Annotated in this window: 12 protein-coding genes; 5 read left to right on the top strand and 7 right to left on the bottom strand. The window is 67.5% G+C overall.

From position 1 onward, the window contains the following. The first annotated feature begins 44 nt into the window (after nt 1–44). A complete protein-coding gene (locus AB0F38_RS30580; protein WP_361900414.1) occupies nt 45–671 on the top strand; it encodes a histidine phosphatase family protein in 627 nt (208 codons plus the stop codon). Between the two features lie 66 nt (nt 672–737). On the opposite strand, the gene AB0F38_RS30575 is transcribed toward AB0F38_RS30580, so the two are convergent. Together AB0F38_RS30575 and AB0F38_RS30570 are read right to left on the bottom strand one after the other, a co-directional pair. Further along, entirely contained in the window at nt 738–944 is a 207-nt protein-coding gene (locus AB0F38_RS30575; RefSeq protein WP_361900411.1) for a DUF397 domain-containing protein, read from the bottom strand. Continuing rightward, nucleotides 928–1,773 carry a helix-turn-helix transcriptional regulator gene (locus AB0F38_RS30570; protein ID WP_361900408.1) on the bottom strand — a complete coding sequence of 282 codons (846 nt, stop codon included), beginning with the start codon at nt 1,771–1,773 and terminating at the stop codon, nt 928–930. Before AB0F38_RS30570 ends, AB0F38_RS30575 begins: the two co-directional genes overlap by 17 nt. A 195-nt stretch (nt 1,774–1,968) precedes the next feature. On the opposite strand from AB0F38_RS30570, the gene AB0F38_RS30565 reads away from it, so the two are divergent. Beyond that, nucleotides 1,969–3,045: a lytic polysaccharide monooxygenase gene (locus AB0F38_RS30565; RefSeq protein ID WP_361900405.1), complete on the top strand. Its 1,077-nt coding sequence runs from the start codon at nt 1,969–1,971 to the stop codon at nt 3,043–3,045. A 227-nt stretch (nt 3,046–3,272) separates the two neighbouring features. On the opposite strand, the gene AB0F38_RS30560 is transcribed toward AB0F38_RS30565, so the two are convergent. Then, a complete protein-coding gene (locus AB0F38_RS30560; protein WP_361900402.1) occupies nt 3,273–3,845 on the bottom strand; it encodes a dihydrofolate reductase family protein in 573 nt (190 codons plus the stop codon). Between the two features lie 250 nt (nt 3,846–4,095). Continuing rightward, entirely contained in the window at nt 4,096–7,944 is a 3,849-nt protein-coding gene (locus AB0F38_RS30555) for a GH92 family glycosyl hydrolase (RefSeq protein ID WP_361900399.1), read from the bottom strand. A 499-nt stretch (nt 7,945–8,443) separates the two neighbouring features. Here AB0F38_RS30555 and ngcE point away from each other — a divergent pair, with 499 nt between their 5' ends. The 3 genes from ngcE (at nt 8,444) to AB0F38_RS30540 (ending at nt 11,881) form a co-directional block, all read left to right on the top strand. Then, nucleotides 8,444–9,892, top strand: coding sequence for an N-acetylglucosamine/diacetylchitobiose ABC transporter substrate-binding protein (ngcE, locus tag AB0F38_RS30550; RefSeq protein WP_361900396.1), 1,449 nt, complete (start codon nt 8,444–8,446; stop codon nt 9,890–9,892). A 50-nt stretch (nt 9,893–9,942) separates the two neighbouring features. Continuing rightward, nucleotides 9,943–10,866: a sugar ABC transporter permease gene (locus AB0F38_RS30545; RefSeq protein WP_361900393.1), complete on the top strand. Its 924-nt coding sequence runs from the start codon at nt 9,943–9,945 to the stop codon at nt 10,864–10,866. Between the two features lie 97 nt (nt 10,867–10,963). After that, nucleotides 10,964–11,881, top strand: a complete 918-nt coding sequence (locus AB0F38_RS30540; protein ID WP_361900390.1) for a carbohydrate ABC transporter permease — start codon at nt 10,964–10,966, stop codon at nt 11,879–11,881. A 223-nt stretch (nt 11,882–12,104) separates the two neighbouring features. Here the strand turns inward: AB0F38_RS30540 and AB0F38_RS30535 are convergent, their stop codons facing one another. Genes AB0F38_RS30535 through AB0F38_RS30525 form a run of 3 tightly spaced genes read right to left on the bottom strand, consistent with a single transcriptional unit; the run spans nt 12,105 to nt 15,548 of the window. Further along, entirely contained in the window at nt 12,105–12,848 is a 744-nt protein-coding gene (locus AB0F38_RS30535; protein ID WP_361900388.1) for a hypothetical protein, read from the bottom strand. Further along, nucleotides 12,845–13,312: a hypothetical protein gene (locus AB0F38_RS30530; protein ID WP_361900385.1), complete on the bottom strand. Its 468-nt coding sequence runs from the start codon at nt 13,310–13,312 to the stop codon at nt 12,845–12,847. The genes AB0F38_RS30535 and AB0F38_RS30530 overlap by 4 nt, the downstream gene beginning before the upstream one ends. A 13-nt stretch (nt 13,313–13,325) precedes the next feature. Further along, a complete protein-coding gene (locus tag AB0F38_RS30525) occupies nt 13,326–15,548 on the bottom strand; it encodes a glycoside hydrolase domain-containing protein (RefSeq protein ID WP_361900382.1) in 2,223 nt (740 codons plus the stop codon). Nucleotides 15,549–15,958: the final 410 nt, after the last annotated feature.

Here is a 15,958-nt window from a genome sequence, read left to right as displayed (position 1 = left end):
CGGTCCCCGCCCGGGGCCGGCTCCTCGGCGCGAAGGTGGAGTCCATGGGTGAGCTGATCCTGATCCGGCACGGCGAGACGGAATGGTCCCGCTCCGGGCAGCACACGAGCTACACGGACCTGCCCCTGACCGAGCTGGGCGAACGCCAGGCCCGCGCGCTCGTGCCCGTCCTCGCGGAACTCGGCGTCGGCCTGACCCTGGTCAGCCCCCGGCTGCGCGCCCGCCGCACCGCGGAGCTGGCCGGCCTGCGCGCGCCCCGTGTGACGCCGGACCTGCACGAGTGGGAATACGGCGCGTACGAGGGCGTCACCACGGTGGAGATCCGCCGCACCCGTCCCGACTGGGACCTCTGGAGGGACGGCGTCGCCCCCGGCCCCCAGGACCACCCCGGCGAGTCCCCGTCCGAGGTCGCGGCCCGCGCGGACCGGGTCCTGTCCGAGGTCGGTGCGGCGGCGTCCCGTATGGGCCACGACGACATCGCCCTGGTCGCCCACTCCCACTTCCTGCGCGTCCTGACGGCCCGCTACCTGGGACTGCCGGTCACGGGCGGCGAACTGTTCCAGCTGGCCACGGGCGCGGTCACCCGTCTCGGCCGGGAACACGGCAAGCCGGTCATCAAGGCCATGAACGTCGCCATCCCGAAGAACATGTTCGAGGCGGCGGGCTGCTGACCGGGACCCCGGCGAGGCCCGCGGTCAGTGCGACCACGGCGCCGGCGCGGAGCTCACCGCGTGACCTCAGAGGGTGCCGCTCCTGAGCGCTTCGACGAACGGCGCCCAGTGCGCGGCGCGGAAGGCGAGGGCGGCGCCGTCGGGGGTCTTGCTGTCCCGTACGGGGACGAGGCCGGGGAAGCCGACGGCGATCTCGACGCAGTTTCCCCCGTCCCCGTTGCTGTGGGAGGACTTGCGCCACGTTACTGAGCACCGGTCACGGGAGGTGAGCATCTGTTGTATGGCCCTTCGCAGCCGACCTGATGAGGGACAGTGATGCTTCCGGGGAGAGCGCGGAAGCCCTGGCCAGATCGTATGCGGAGGAGATGTGCTCCACCAGTGCGGTGTCCTCGACGAGTTCACCGCTGTAGGCGGACTCCGTATAGGCGGCGGGAGGCGCATCGGCGAAGTGCATCAAGGTGACGGCCGTGTCCAGTAGGGGGTTCGCTCCCGCTGAGAACGGCAGCACCTGGATGACCACACGTGGGCGCGTGCTGCCTTGCGTGTGAAGGTGATCGAGCTGCTCGGCGATGACGGCGTCACCACCCACCGGAACGCGGAGTGCCGCCTCGTGGACGATGACCCAGAGGACCGGCGGAGTGGGGGAGTCGAGCAGTGACCCTCGTTCCATGCGGGTTCGCACATGGCCGTCGATGATCTCGCCCGAGGAGTAGGGGTGAGCCGCGCGCGTCAGTGCCCGCGCGTACGACTCGGTCTGCAGCAGTCCCGGGATGACCATGGAGGAGTACTCCGCGATGGAGACGGCGCGCTGCTGGAGCTCCGCAGCGTCCGCGAAGTACCCCGCCACCTTCGACGTGCGCGCCAGTCGACACAGCCGCTGGAGATGCTCGCCGCTGCCCAGCAACTCGTCCAGTGCCCGCGAGATCTCCGCCTGCGGGCGCCGCTCGGCCGCCTCGAACAGCCCGATGTACGTGCCCGAGCAGAACACCCGCTCACCCAGCTCGTTCTGTGAGAGGCCCGCCGCCTCCCGCAGGCGGCGCAGCTCCGCTCCGTAGAAGGCGCGGGGGTTCGCGTACGGGTCCAGATCCTTCGGCAGCGGCATAATCCCGAACGTACCGGTCGCCCCGCCCTCGTATACGGCGCCTCCATCGACGTCACCCGTACGAGGCCGTAGAAGCCGTTCCGCGCAAGGCGTTTACACGGTTTCGGGTCGGCGCTAGCCTCCGCAGATGGGAGCGCTCCCAAACTCGCACCGCATCCCGGCCCCACCCGGCGCCGCAGCGAAGGGACGTACATCGTGATCCAACTGACGACTCACCGATTACTGGCCGGCACCCGCAGGAGAGCCATCCTCCTCACCCTGCTCGCCGTCCTCACGACCATCCCCGCCCTCGGGCTCGTCGTCACCACCGGCGACAAGGCCGAAGCACACGGCACGCCCATGAAGCCCGCCAGCCGCACCTTCCTGTGCTGGCAGGACGGGCTCACCGCCACCGGCGAGATCAAGCCCGTCAACCCCGCGTGCAAAGCCGCCGCACAGCAGAGCGGGACCACACCCTTCTACAACTGGTTCTCCGTGCTGCGCTCCGACGGGGCAGGCCGTACACGGGGCTTCGTGCCCGACGGGGAGCTGTGCAGCGGTGGCAACACCAACTTCACCGGCTTCAACCAGGCCCGGAACGACTGGCCGCTGACCCACCTCACCGAGGGCGCGACCATCGACTTCTCGTACAACGCCTGGGCGGCGCACCCGGGTTGGTTCCACGTCTACATCACCAAGGACGGCTTCGACCCGACGCGGACGCTCACCTGGGACGACATGGAGGAGGCCCCCTTCCTCTCCGTCGACCACCCGCCGCTGAACGGCTCGCCGGGGACCGTCGAGGCCGACTACCGGTGGAGCGGGGCCCTGCCCGACGGCAAGGACGGCCGCCACATCATCTACATGGTCTGGCAGCGTTCGGACAGCCAGGAGACCTTCTACTCCTGCTCCGACGTGGTCTTCGACGGGGGGAACGGCGAGGTGACCGGAGTCAAGGACGGTTCCACCACGCCGACCGATCCCCCGCCCGGAGCCTGCACCGCCACCCGGAGCACCACCGGCAGCTGGAGCGGTGGCTACCAGTCCGAGGTGACCGTCACCAACACCGGCACCGTGCCCATGCTCGGCTGGATGGTGGACTGGACACAACCCGCCGGGCAGAGCGTGGCCAGTCTCTGGAGCGGCGCGATGACGACGCAGGGGCAGGAGGTGATGGTCCACAACGCGGACTGGAACGGTTCGCTGGACCCAGGTGAATCGACCACCTTCGGGTACGTCACCGCGGGCGGCGCCCCGGACCCCGCACTGGAGCTCGACTGCGTCGTGGGATGAGCGAAGCGGTCGGCACCCCGCCCCGGGTGCCGACCGCCCCGGGCAGGGCGGTCGTCCGCAGCGGGTGTGCGAGGTTCCGATGCCACGTCCCTCGGCGGCTCGATGCTCCCGGGGCGTCCGTGCGGGTGACATTCGACTGCTGGGGCAGCCTCGTTGTCAGAGGACCCTGCTTGACTGGAAGCCATCGACACCACCCGTCCCGGGGCAGGGCGGGCGCGGGAGCAGGGTCAGCGGACGACGTCGAAGACGTTCTTCTGGAGGCCGTTGGCGTACGTCTCGTGCTCGACGAGCTTCAGCTTCTGGGTGTCCTTGTCCGTGTCGCTGAACAGCCGCTTGCCCGCGCCGAGCAGGAGCGGGAAGACGAGCAGGTGGTAGCGGTCGATCAGGCCGGCGTCCGAGAGGGCCCGGTTGAGGGACGCGCTGCCGTGGACGATGATCGGGCCGCCCTCGGTCTCCTTCAGCGCGGCGACCTCCTCCAGCGACCGCAGGATCGTGGTCGGGCCCCAGTCCTGGACCAGGTCGTCCTCGGTGAGGGTGGTGGAGACGACGTACTTCGGCATGTCCTTGTAGTCGGCGAAGTCCTCCATGCCGGGCCAGACCTGACTGAACGCCAAGTAACTGGCCCGGCCCAGCAGCATCGCGGTGGCCTCCTTCTGCTCCCGGCCCTTGATCTCGAACGCCTCGGGGAGGAACTCCACGTCCTTGAAGGTCCAGCCCGAGTTCCGGTAGCCCGGCTCGCCGCCAGGGGCCTCCATGACTCCGTCGAGCGAGATGAAGGTGGTGCTGATCAGGGTGCGCATCGAAGGTCTCCCGGTATCTCGTGTTCTGCTTTCCCAGCAGGTCCACCGGCCGGCTTGAACACCGGTCCCGCGGCTGCGGTACGCCTACTCTGACTGATTGACCCCCGGTCGCGGAGAAACTCATCGGTCGTCGCCGCCCTCCGTGTCCCGCTCCACGGACCGAGGTCGTCGCCCGGTCCGGCGGGCGGCACACACGGGAACGGGCCGCCCGGTGTGCGGGCGGCCCGTCCTCGTGCGTCCGGCGGGTGACTCAGGAGATCAGCTCGATCTCCGCCAGCGTCGCAGCCGCCGTGCTCACCAGCCGGTACTTCGCGTACGAGCCCGGCGCGTCCACCGAGAACACCCGGGTCTGCCTGTCCCAGGCGAACGTCTGGCCGGACCGCTTGTCGAGGTCCTTCCAGGTGGTGCCGTCCGAGGAGCCCTGGAGCACCCAGCCCGTCGGCGCCTTCGCCGCCGTGGACGAGGTCAGGGTGTACTGGAGGGCCTTCGTGGCCGAGGCGACCGGCAGGTCCACCGACTCGACCACGGCCGAGGTGGCCGAGGAGTTGTCGTACAGCGCGCCGGCGCCCCTGAGCACGTCGCCCTTCGGGGCGGGCACCTTGTCGTCCTGGGTGATGGAGACCGGGGCCGCGTTCCTGCCCGTGCCCCACGACGAGGGCTTGGAGCCCATGTCGAACTCCAGCACGCCGCCCTTGGCCAGCAGGGCGTGCGGCAGCGAAGTGGACGCCCACTTCTTGCCGTTGACCTTCAGGCCCTGGACGTAGATGTTCTTCGCGCTGTTCTTCGGGGCCTTGACGACCAGCTCGCGCCCGTTCTCCAGGTGCACGGTCGTCTTCGTGAACAGGGGCGAGCCGATCGCGTACTCACCACTGCCCATGACCAGCGGGTAGAAGCCGAGCGAGGAGAAGAGGAACCAGGCCGACTGCTCGCCGTTGTCCTCGTCGCCGTGGTAGCCCTGGCCGATCTCGCTGCCCGTGTACAGCCGGCCCAGGACCTCGCGGACCTTCTCCTGGGTCTTCCAGGGCTGAGAGGCGGCGTTGTACATGTACGTGGCGTGGTGGGCGACCTGGTTGCTGTGGCCGTACTGGCCCATCCGCACGTCACGCGCCTCCGTCATCTCGTGGATGACTCCGCCGTACGAACCGACGAACTCGGGACCGGCCGTCTCGGGGGTCGAGAAGTACGTGTCCAGCTTCTCGCCGAGACCGCCGCGCCCGCCGTACAGATTGGCCAGGCCCCGGCTGTCCTGCGGGGCGGTGAAGGCGTAGCCCCAGCCGTTGGTCTCGGTGTAGTCGTAGCCCCAGACCCGCGGGTCGTACTTGTCCGAGGGCAGACGCCAGTCGCCGTCGGCCTTCTTCCCCTGGAAGAAGCCGGCCTTGCCGTCGAAGAGCTTGACGTAGTTCTGGGCGCGGTTGAGGAAGTACGCGGCCTCCTCCTTGTAGCGCTCCTTCTTCGTCTTCTTGTAGAGCGCCTCGCCCATCTGCGCGATGCCGTAGTCGTTGAGGTAGCCCTCCAGCGACCAGGAAAGGCCCTCGTGGGTGGAGGTGTTGGCGTACCCCGTGAACACCGAGGTGTCCATGCCCTTGCGCCCGACTCCCGAGGACGGCGGGGCCACCGTGGCGTTCTTGACCGCCGCGTCGTACGCCGCCTCGGCGTCGAAGTCGACGCCCTTGACGTAGGCGTCGGCGAAGGCCACGTCCGAGCTCGTGCCGGTCATCAGGTCGGAGTAGCCGGGGGAGGACCAGCGGGAGATCCAGCCGCCGTCCTTGTACTGCTGGACGAAGCCGTCGACCATCTTCCCGGCCTGCTTCGGGGTGAGGAAGGAGTACGCCGGCCAGGTCGTCCGGTAGGTGTCCCAGAAGCCGTTGTTGACGTACACCTCACCCTCGACGATCTTCGCGCCGGTGTGGGTCGGGGTGTCGGTGCCGGTCTGCGGCGAGAAGGGGCTCGCGTAGGTGCTCTTTCCGTCGACCTGTTCGAAGCCCGAGTTCGGGTAGAGGTAGAGCCGGTAGAGGCTGGAGTAGAGCGTGGTCAGCTGGTCGGCGTTCGCTCCCTCGACCTCGACCTTGCCGAGGATCCTGTCCCAGGCCTTCTGCGCGTTCTTCCGCACCGTGTCGAAGGAGGTCTTCTCCGGAAGCTCCATGGCGAGGTTCTTCTTCGCCTGGTCGACGCTGATCAGCGAGGTGGCCAGGCGCAGGCCGACCGTACGGTCCTTGCCCGCGTCGAAGCGGAAGAACCCGGTCACGTCGTCACCGCCGCCCCCCTTGAGCTTGCCGCTGTCGGTGACGGGCGCGTCGAAGACGCCGTACACGAAGAGCCGGGTGGCGCCGGTCGAGCCGCCGCTCTTCACGTCGGAGTAGCCGGTGAAGGAGCCCGTCTCCGGGTCGAGGGTGAGGCCGCCCCGGTTGTCGACGTTGTCGAAGACCAGGCTCGCGTCGTCACCGGGGTAGGTGAACCGCATGCGCGCCGCATGGTCGGTGGGCGTCATCTCGGCCTTGAGGCCGTTCTCGAACGTGACGCCGTAGTAGTGCGGCTTCGCCGTCTCGTTCTCGTGACGGAACGGCAGCGCGCGTGCCGTACGGGAGGCGTCCGGGGTGCCGGAGGCGGCCGACGGCATCATCTGGAAGGTCTGGCGGTCACCCATCCAGGGGCTCGGCTCATGGCTGGCGCTGAAGGCCTGCAGCGTCGGCAGGTTGTCCGCGTTGTTGCCGCGGGAATAGTCGTACAGCCAGCTCGTGGAGCCGGCGTTGGTGACCGGTGTCCAGAAGTTGAAGCCGTGCGGGACCGCGGTGGCCGGGAAGTTGTTGCCGCGCGAGAAGCCGCCGCTGGAGTTGGTGCCGCGGACCGTCGACGCGTAGTCCGAGAGGTGCGCCTTGCGCTTCTCCGGAGCCTTCGGGGCGATCGTGATGTCGTCGATCCAGCCCTGGAACTTCGAGGGGCCCTTGGGGGAGTCGTACGCCACCAGGATGCGGTCGACGGTCTTGCCGGCCGCGACCGTGCCGATGCGCGAGGCGACGCTGTTCCACTGGTTCACGTACAGCCGCTTGGCGTCGGCCTGTCCCTGTGGGGTCAGCGTCCCGCCGTGGCTGTCGGTGGCCTTCAGCCCGCTCAGGTAGGTGCCGTCGGTGAAGGCCAGGTCCACGGCGACGTGGGTCGCCGGGTAGTCGAGGTCCGTCTCGGTCATCTGGGGGTAGACCAGGTACGAGAGCTGGGTGTCCCCGGTGACGGCGGTGTCGACGTCGAAGACCTTGTTGTACGAGTACGCGTGGCCGTCCGGCTTGTGCGTACCCGCGTACCGCAGGGCCTTCTTCCCGGTGAATCCCGCACCCGACTTGGCGGTGGGGGAGCCGGAGGGGCCGCGGTCGACCAGGCTGCGCATGTCGGCGGGTGCGGGGGTGCTGGTGTCGCCGTCTGAGAACTGGACGTCGGCGAGCTGGATCGCGTCCGGAGCGCCGTTGTTCTTCGTGATCTCCAGCCGGAAGTGCTGGTAGGCCGTGTCGGTAGTGAAATCGTATGACTTGGTCTGGAAACGCTCGGAGAAGGTCTGGCCGGTCCGGGTGTCCAGATCCGTCCAGGCCTTTCCGTCGGTGGAGCCCTTCAGGGTCCAGTCCCTGGGATCGCGCTCGGCGTGGTCATTGGCGGAAGTGAGCGCGTACGTCACGACCTTGACGGGTTCCACAAGATCGAATTCGGCCCACCCGGAATCCGCGAAGGCCAGCCACTTGGTGCGGGACTCGACATCGACCAGGTTCTCCTTGACCTCGCCGCCGCCGGTGTTCTCGCCGCTGGCGCGCACCTCGGTGACCTGATCGGTGACATTGCCGGGTATTCCGGTGGAGAAGCCGCCGTCGATACCCGATGCCCTCTTCTCTCCGTCCGGGCCTTCTTCGACTGCATTGCGCCAGTCCGGCTGCTTCTCGTCGTCCTCGAAGGAGGAGGTGAACGAGGTTTCCCCGGTGGGCTTTTGCGTGGGTCCGGACGGTTGCGCGAAGGCTGCGGTGGGGGCCGCCGCGACCAGGACGAGAGAAGCCGCGATCACCGCGGCGGAGTGGCTTTGTCTCTTTCGAGAGCCTTGCTGAAGACCACGTAGGGGATGCATACGGAGCCGTTCCTCCCGGGGGGCGTGCATGGACAACGTTGTCATTGCGGGATACGTGTTCCAGTAGGGATCGAAGTGGCCGGATGTGTCAAGGGTGTTGCACGTGGTCGCGCGGGCGAATCGGCCGCGATCCGGAAATGGGCGTTCCGGCGCGAGGGCGCGCGGTGCCGAGGAGCCGGTGAGGTCTCAACTCGGGAAAGACTGCCGCTCAAACCTGCTTTCGATCTTGCTCAGTTGGCGGCAAGTGGACTATACCTGTCGGCGTCTGTACAGCCCGTCCTGGACGGTACGCGGACACGGGGGACGGTGGAACGGCTGTGGGGTGTCCGAGGCATCCCGCTGTACGGTCTTCCGGAACTCCCCCACTGCACCTGGAAATTCCGGCAATCTGCACGACCCAAGCGCAACTGACCGCGGTGGCGGGGCCCTTCGCCTGAGGCGAATTCACGACGGGTGACCGGTACACCGCCTGAGTCCTGGAGAAGGCGAGGACTTGAGCATGGGATCCACCTCCGCCCACAAGAATGAGGGCCTTGGCCGTCGCGATGTGATCAAGCGTTCTGCCGCACTCGGCCTGATCGCTGTTCCGACGATGAGCTTCCTTTCGGCCTGCGCGAGCGGCGACAGCGGGAGCGACGAGAAGGTCACCAAGGGCAAGACGACCGCGAAGAACCCGCTCGGTGTCAATGAGACCGCGGCGCTCGAGGTCGTCATCTTCAACGGTGGCTTCGGCGAGCAGTACGCCATCGACGCGGAGAAGAAGTACAACGAGGCCTTCCCCAAGGCTCCGAAGGTCAAGCACGCCGCGACCCAGAAGATCCAGTCGCAGCTGCAGCCGCGCTTCAACGGCGGCACCCCGCCGGACCTGATCGACAACTCGGGCGCCGAGCAGATGGACATGGGTGTCCTCGTCGGCAAGAAGCAGCTGCTCGACCTGACGCCGCTGATGGACGCCCCGTCCTACGACGACCCGGCCAAGAAGGTCCGCGACACGCTGCGTCCCGGTGTCCTGGAGATGGGCCAGTTCGACGGCGACCCGGTCTGGATCATGTACTACGCGTACACGGTCTACGGGGTCTGGTACTCCCGGACGAACCTCGAGAAGCTCGACGCGGCGTACCCCGAGACGTGGGACGACATGCTCGCCCTCTGCGCGAAGGCGAAGAAGAAGGGCATCGCCGGCTGGACGTACCCCGGCAAGTACCCGTACTACCTGCCGTTCTCGCTGTACCCGTTCATCGGCAAGATCGGCGGCCGCGAGGTCCTCGACAAGATCGACAACCTGGAGCCGAACGCCTGGAAGGACCCGGCCGTCAAGGCCGCGTTCGAGGCGTACTACGAGCTGTTCCAGAAGGGCTACATCCTCAAGGGCACCCCCGGTCTGACCCACATCGAGTCGCAGACCCAGTGGACCAAGGGCAAGGCGCTCTTCATCCCGAACGGTTCGTGGGTGGAGAACGAGGCCGCGCCGACCACCCCCGAGGACTTCGCGATGATGGTGGGGGCGCCGTCCAGCCTGGACGCCTCCGACAAGCTGCCCTACGGCACCATCTGGGCCTCCGGCGGCGAGCCCTTCATCGTCCCGTCCAAGGCGAAGAACCCCGAGGGCGCCATGGAGCAGCTGCGCATCATGCTCTCCGAGGAGTCCTCGAAGAACTTCACCCAGCAGGTCAAGTCGCTCAGCGCCTTCAACGGCGGCACCGACGGACTGACCCTGTCCACCGCCATGCAGTCCGGTGTCGACGTGCTGAAGAAGGCCGGTGACAACGTGGTCAATCCGCGGCTGCAGGACTGGTACGTGAAGCTGCAGAAGGAGCAGATCGGGATCGCCGGCATCGGCGAGATGATGGCCGGCCGCGCGACCCCGGCGGAGACCATCAAGAAGATCCAGGGCTTCGCGGACGCCGCGGCCAAGGACCAGTCCATCAAGCACTACAAGCACCAGTGAGCAACCGTCACCAGCGGCGGCACCCGCTCAGAGATCGGGGTCGGTAAGCGATGCAGCACGGCAAGTACCGGTTCATCGTGGGGTTCCTGGTCGCCCCACTGGCGTTGTACGCCCTCTTCGTCATCTGGCCCTTCGCCCAGTCCATCTACTACTCCTTCACGGACTGGACCGGCCTGAGTCCGGACTTCCAGATGGTCGGCTTCGACAACTACAGTCGGATGCTCGACGACGAGATCTTCTGGAAGTCGCTGCAGCACAGTGTGCTGCTCGTGCTGCTGCTGCCGCTGGTGACGCTGGGCATGGCGCTCTTCTTCGCCTTCATGCTCAACGTCGGCGGTCGGCGGCGCAGGAACGCCGCGATCGCCGGCGTGCGGGGTTCCTCGTTCTACAAGATCGCCTACTTCTTCCCGCAGGTCCTGTCGATCGTGATCGTGGCCCTGCTCTTCCAGTTCGCGTTCAACCCGACGTCGGGAATGCTGAACTCGACGCTGAAGGCGGTCGGCCTCAACAGCCTCCAGCCGAACTGGCTCGGTGACCCCGACCTCGCGCTCTACTGCGTGATGGTGGTCCTGATCTGGTCGACGGTGGGCTTCTTCGTCGTCCTCTTCTCCGCCGGTATGGCGTCCATCCCGAAGGACTTCTACGAGGCGGCCCTGCTTGACGGCGCCAGCCGCATCACGACGTTCTTCAAGATCACACTGCCGCTGCTCTGGGACACCGTCCAGTCCGGCTGGGTCTACATGGGCATCCTGGCACTCGGCGTGGAGGCCTTCACCGCCGTACAGGTCATGACGGTCGGCCCGGGGGGCCCCGACTACTCCACCACCGTCCTGCCGCTGTACGTCTACCAGACGGCCTTCCGTGACGCCCAGGCCGGATACGCGACCACGATCGGTGTCGGCCTGCTGATCGTCACGATGCTCTTCGCGGCGGTCGTGATGCGGCTGGGCCGGCGTGAGCGGCTGGAGTACTGATGCCGGTCGTTACGGGGTACGGCGACCGGGATACCGGCGGCGCGCACATCAGTTCGGTCCCGGTGGCCGGCTCGACAGCTGTACGAGGTGAGCACACGTGAAGGTCACAGAGACTCCTCCCGCCGTTCCCGCCCAGCGCTCGCCGGTGGCGAGGACGGACGGTCCGGGCGGCGAGCCGGCGAAGAGCAGTGAGGGCAAGGTCCTCAACGTCTTCTCGCACGGTGTGCTGGTCATCTGGGCGGTGCTCGTCGTCATGCCGCTGCTCTGGGCGGTGATGGCCTCCTTCAAGACCGACGACTCGATCCTGTCGACGCCATGGGCGCTGCCGGACAGGCTCCACTTCGAGAACTGGTCACGGGCCTGGACCCAGGCCCACATGAGCGACTACTTCTTGAACACCATCCTGGTGGTGGGCGGTTCGCTCGTCGGCACCCTGCTGCTCGGCTCGATGGCGGCCTACGTACTGGCGCGGTTCGACTTCCCCGGGAACCGCTTCATCTACTTCCTCTTCATCGGCGGGATGAGCTTCCCGATCATCCTGGCGCTGGTCCCGCTGTTCTTCGTCATGAACAACATGGGCCTGCTCAACTCGGTGCACGGGCTGATCCTGGTCTACATCGCGTACTCGCTGCCGTTCACCGTCTTCTTCCTCACCTCCTTCTTCCGGACGCTGCCGACCTCGATCGCGGAAGCGGCCATGCTCGACGGGGCCTCGCACACCCGGACGTTCTTCCAGGTGATGCTCCCGATGGCGAAGCCCGGCCTGATCAGCGTCGGGATCTTCAACTTCCTCGGCCAGTGGAACCAGTACATGCTGCCGACGGTGCTCAACACCGACCCGGACGGCAAGGTGCTCTCCCAGGGCCTGGTCGAACTGGCCACCAGCCAGGGGTACAAGGGGGACTGGTCCGGCCTCTTCGCCGGCCTGGTCATGGCGATGCTGCCCGTTCTCGCGGCCTACATCGTCTTCCAGCGCCAGGTGGTCGCGGGTCTGACGGCGGGGGCGCTCAAGTAACCCCGGCCGGGCGGCGACGGGAGGCCGCGCCCTCACGGGCGCGGCCTCCCGCATGCGTCCGGCGTGGTGAGGGCGCACACCCGTCCGCGGAGTCGTGGCCGGACTCTCCACCACCGCGAGCAGCGCACGAGGACAGGCAGCGAGGGGCCGACCGGCCGGTGGCCACGGCACGGAAGGCCGTGCCCGGACGGGCACGGCCTTCCGTGGTTCAGGAGCCGACCGCTCAGGCCTGCTGGGCGGCGAGACGCTTGGCGGCCCTGCGCCGCTGCGACTGCAGCGGGTCCACCGGGGCACCGGCACCCAGTCCCGGAGTGTGATTCCAGCCGCGGATCTTCGCCGCGGCCTTCTTCAGGCGCTCGTCACCCGGCGGCACGTCGATGGAGAACAGCGACTCGTCCGGCTTGCGGTCGTCACCGCCCCAGCGCACCACACCCTCGCACTCGGCGAGAATGTCGCGGACCACGACCTCCTGCAGCGGGAAGAAGCCCCCGCGGGCCCCGGAGGGGTAGGAACCGGGCCGGATCCGCACCGCCGTGCCGGAGGCCAGATTGGACTCGGCCAGGCCCTTGCGTACGGAACCCGGCGCCCGCCAGCCGGTCACCTCTCCCGCGCGCAGGGTGTCGATCTCGTAGTGGAACCGGGTGATCACATGGACGAGGACCGTCTCGACGTCCCCCATCCGCATCCTGACACCTTCGAGGGGAGTCCCCGGGACGGGTCTGGTGTAGACGCTGCCGTGGTCGTCGGCCAGCTTCTCCATCTCCCAGCCGTTCTTCGACGGAATGCCGCTCAGCACCCGCTTGTTGCGTTCCTGGGCCTTGGCGATCTCCCTGCGTACGGTCTCCGGGTCGGGTGCCCGGTCGGCCGCGCGGGCGGGGGCGGACAGCACCTGCGAGCCGACGGCGGCGGCCGCCGCCACGAACGCCGCACGCCTCAGGGCGGTCCGGCGGGAAATGTTCACGGTCACTTCTTCGTCTCCTCGAGCCAGTTCTTCGGGCGAGCGGCGTAGGTCAGTGCGACGGCGGTCACGCCGAAGAGCCCCGCCGCGGGATTCACATATCCGGGTACGACGGCGTCGTACGTCTGCCCGCCGGTGAGGCGGCACCTGAACTCCAGGGGGAGGAACGCGTACTCGTACCCGTCGACGGACCGGGCCCGCTCCACCCCCAGCCGTTCCTGACAGGCCTGCGCCTGATTGCTCTCGTCCAGGGTCACGAAATGAAGCAGGCCCCACGTGTAGAAGCCGAACGTGCAGGCCCACGCGACGGCTGCGGCGCCCCTGACGACGGTGTGCGCGTCCCGTCCGCCGCGTCCGCGCAGCAGCAGTCGCAGACCGCGGACGGTCATCCACAGGGTGAGACCGATGCCCAGTGGGGTCAGCAGGAACACGAGACCGATGTAGAGGTCGTCGGAGGAGTCTGTCACCAGCATGCGACGGGCCTTGTCAGTTGTGCCGGGAGATGGAGTTGTACTTCTCCATGATCTGGTAGAGCGCCATCCGCTGCCTGGCGTGTTCGACGGCCTCGGCGTTGGTGCCCTGGTACCGCCGCAGGATCTGGAAGATCTCCGACTCCGTGTAGTTCAGCCGCATCGAGCGGAGCGGTGTCTCCTCGGGGTTCGCGCCCGGCGCCCCGTCCGCGTTCCACAGGTGGATCAGCGGCACGGTCGACATGGCGAACTGATCGTCGTGCCGGCAGTCGGCCCAGATGTTGTACTTGTCCTCGTCGTTGGTGACATCGCGGACGGATCCCTCCGCATAACCCTTGCGAACCGCGTTGTTCCAGGCCAGGACCGCTGTCCTGCCGAATATCTGGCCGATGCCCGTGGAGCTGTCACGGAAGCTCCTGGTCGTGAGGAACTCGAGGGCGACCTCCGCGTCGACCGACAGGTCGACCGGGTCGATGTGCCGCATCTCCCAGTACGCGGTCGTCTGGATCAGGGCCTTGCGCATGTTGTAGCGGTAGGCGAGCAGGGTGGTGACGCTGTCGTACTCCAGGACGACCCGGCGGAAGCACTCCTCGTGGGTGTGGGACCGCAGGCCCCCGTCGTTGGGGAAACCGATGGACTCCATGTACTTGCCGACGTCGGTCCGCATGGCCGAGATGAGGTCGGAGTCCAGCGAGGTGTCGGGGAGCTGCCCGCGGGGTGCGTCGAACGAGCCCTGACCGGTGTCCCGGCCCGAGGCGATGTTGATGTCGATGTTGATCGATCCGGTCCCGCTGCCCACGGTGCGGGTGACGATCTGGTCGTAGGCCCAGTTCGCCGGCAGCGGGTAGCCGAAGTTGCCGGAGAATCCCGAGGACATGTCGGAGACGAACGACGCGGTGGCGTGGCCGGCCTCCCCGACGCGGGTACAGACGTTGCGCGGCCCGTAGACGCCTACGCCGAAGCGGTTGCCGTCGTCGGCTATCGCGTCCTGGATGCCCTTGAAGTGCGGGAGGACGTTCCGTGTGACGTCCTCGTCCAGGGCGTCGAAGTCCACGGCGAAGAAGATCCGGCTGCCCGACTTGAACCCGTGGTCCAGCGCCGCGTTGATCGCCGCCTGTCCCGCCGCGCGTCCCTGCGGATAGCTGAAGTTGGCGGCGGAACGCCCGAACGTCTGGTAGATCGGGAAACAGCGCAGCCCGTTCTCCGCGATGGTCTGCAGCTCACCGGGCTGGATCTCCTTCTCCGGGAGGTCCGGGTCGTCCGGGATCGGGTTGGTGAGGTAGCGGCCTATGTAGGTGATGCCCTGGGCCTTCAGCGTGGCGGCACGCGCCGCGGTGATCTTCGTGACCCCGTCGCAGGCCTCACCGTTGCGGGTCTGGTCGCCGTAGGACACCAGGAGCGAGGCCCAGGTCGAGAAGTTGCCGGTGCCCGTGACGGGCAGCTTCACGAAGGACTGGAAGGAGGAGACGGCCGAGGCCAGGGAGCTGGTGAAGGTCCCCGTGAAGGTCACCCCCGGACGCTGGTTGAGCACCATGCCCGCCGAGAACAGCTGCACCCAGGGGCCGGAGTCGCCGGTGGACACGGTGTGGTTCTTGAGCCCGCTCTGGGTGCCGGGGCCGAAGACGCCGTTGGCCGTGCCGTCGGCCATTCCGAGCTCGTACTGGACGGCGAAGAGCATCGACTTGGCGACATCGCGCGAGTGGTTGCCGTCGGCCGGGATGATGTAGAAGTCCCGGCGGGCCACGTACGAGCCGTTGAGCCACTGCTGCACCGCCCGTACGGTCTCCGTGCCGCCGTTGGCGGTGACGTAGGCGTCCATGTTGAGGAGGCCCTTGAACACCTTCGGCACCAGGTTGCCGCCGGGGTAGACGAAGTCCACTCCCATGTTCTGCTTCAGGCGGGCCATCGACGACGCCACGCGGGAGTTGTACGTGCCGTCGATGTCACCGCCGTCGTAGCCCTTGCAGTACAGGCCGGCCTGAATGATCTTGGTGAAGTTCGCCGACGGTACCGTGGCCCCGTTGAGCACCGGGTACTTGGACGTGAGGGTGTTCAGCGTGGTGGGGCCGAACGTGTCGGACAGGCTGGTGATGCCGAGTTCGTACTGCAGGGCGCGGGTGAGGGCGAACATGGTCGTCCAGCCGGTCTCCCCGGTCTCCGGCAGGCGGTCGATGCCGAGCTTTCCTCCATATACACCGTTGATGAACTGCTGCGCCTTGCGCACCATCTCGTCGGCCACGACGGGCTCCTTCGGTCACACTGGGAGGGACGTTGCAGGCGGCCGGTGTGAGAGAAGGCGCAGAGAAGCACGGATCGCGCGCAGTCGGCCGGAATCCCGGCATGTCGACACACCCCCCGTGACGTCCGCCCCCGCTCGTACGTCGCCACACGCCGTGGCCCTTCAGGGAACCGCGGCGCGTCATGGTCAACTTAGTTGTCGCGGACGCTCCAGGGCCAAGCAAAAAATGGGAAAGCCTTTGCGTCTGTCTCGAATAAATCTATTGACGCGATGAGTCGCTCGTGCATAGTCGTCGACAGTGCCCCCGTCGCGGCCCCAGGGCTCTTGCAAGATCGAATTGATCTTGTGAAGTGGCTGGTCGGCGGGGTGTGACCGAACGGGCTGAAGCTCCGTTGATGCGAGTGACCTAG

Origin of the sequence: Streptomyces sp. NPDC025273, from assembly GCF_040638585.1 — a bacterium.
GTDB lineage: Bacteria > Actinomycetota > Actinomycetes > Streptomycetales > Streptomycetaceae > Streptomyces > Streptomyces cinereorectus.
Note: the sequence above shows the minus strand (reverse complement) of the source record. Positions and strands in the feature narration are given on the sequence as shown.

Coding starts and splice junctions, on each gene's coding strand:
- AB0F38_RS30580 (WP_361900414.1), top strand. CDS start 45: ATGGGTGAGCTGATCCTGATCCGGCACGGCGAGACGGAATGGTCCCGC.
- AB0F38_RS30575 (WP_361900411.1), bottom strand. CDS start 944: ATGCTCACCTCCCGTGACCGGTGCTCAGTAACGTGGCGCAAGTCCTCC.
- AB0F38_RS30570 (WP_361900408.1), bottom strand. CDS start 1,773: ATGCCGCTGCCGAAGGATCTGGACCCGTACGCGAACCCCCGCGCCTTC.
- AB0F38_RS30560 (WP_361900402.1), bottom strand. CDS start 3,845: ATGCGCACCCTGATCAGCACCACCTTCATCTCGCTCGACGGAGTCATG.
- AB0F38_RS30555 (WP_361900399.1), bottom strand. CDS start 7,944: ATGCATCCCCTACGTGGTCTTCAGCAAGGCTCTCGAAAGAGACAAAGC.
- ngcE (WP_361900396.1), top strand. CDS start 8,444: ATGGGATCCACCTCCGCCCACAAGAATGAGGGCCTTGGCCGTCGCGAT.
- AB0F38_RS30545 (WP_361900393.1), top strand. CDS start 9,943: ATGCAGCACGGCAAGTACCGGTTCATCGTGGGGTTCCTGGTCGCCCCA.
- AB0F38_RS30530 (WP_361900385.1), bottom strand. CDS start 13,312: ATGCTGGTGACAGACTCCTCCGACGACCTCTACATCGGTCTCGTGTTC.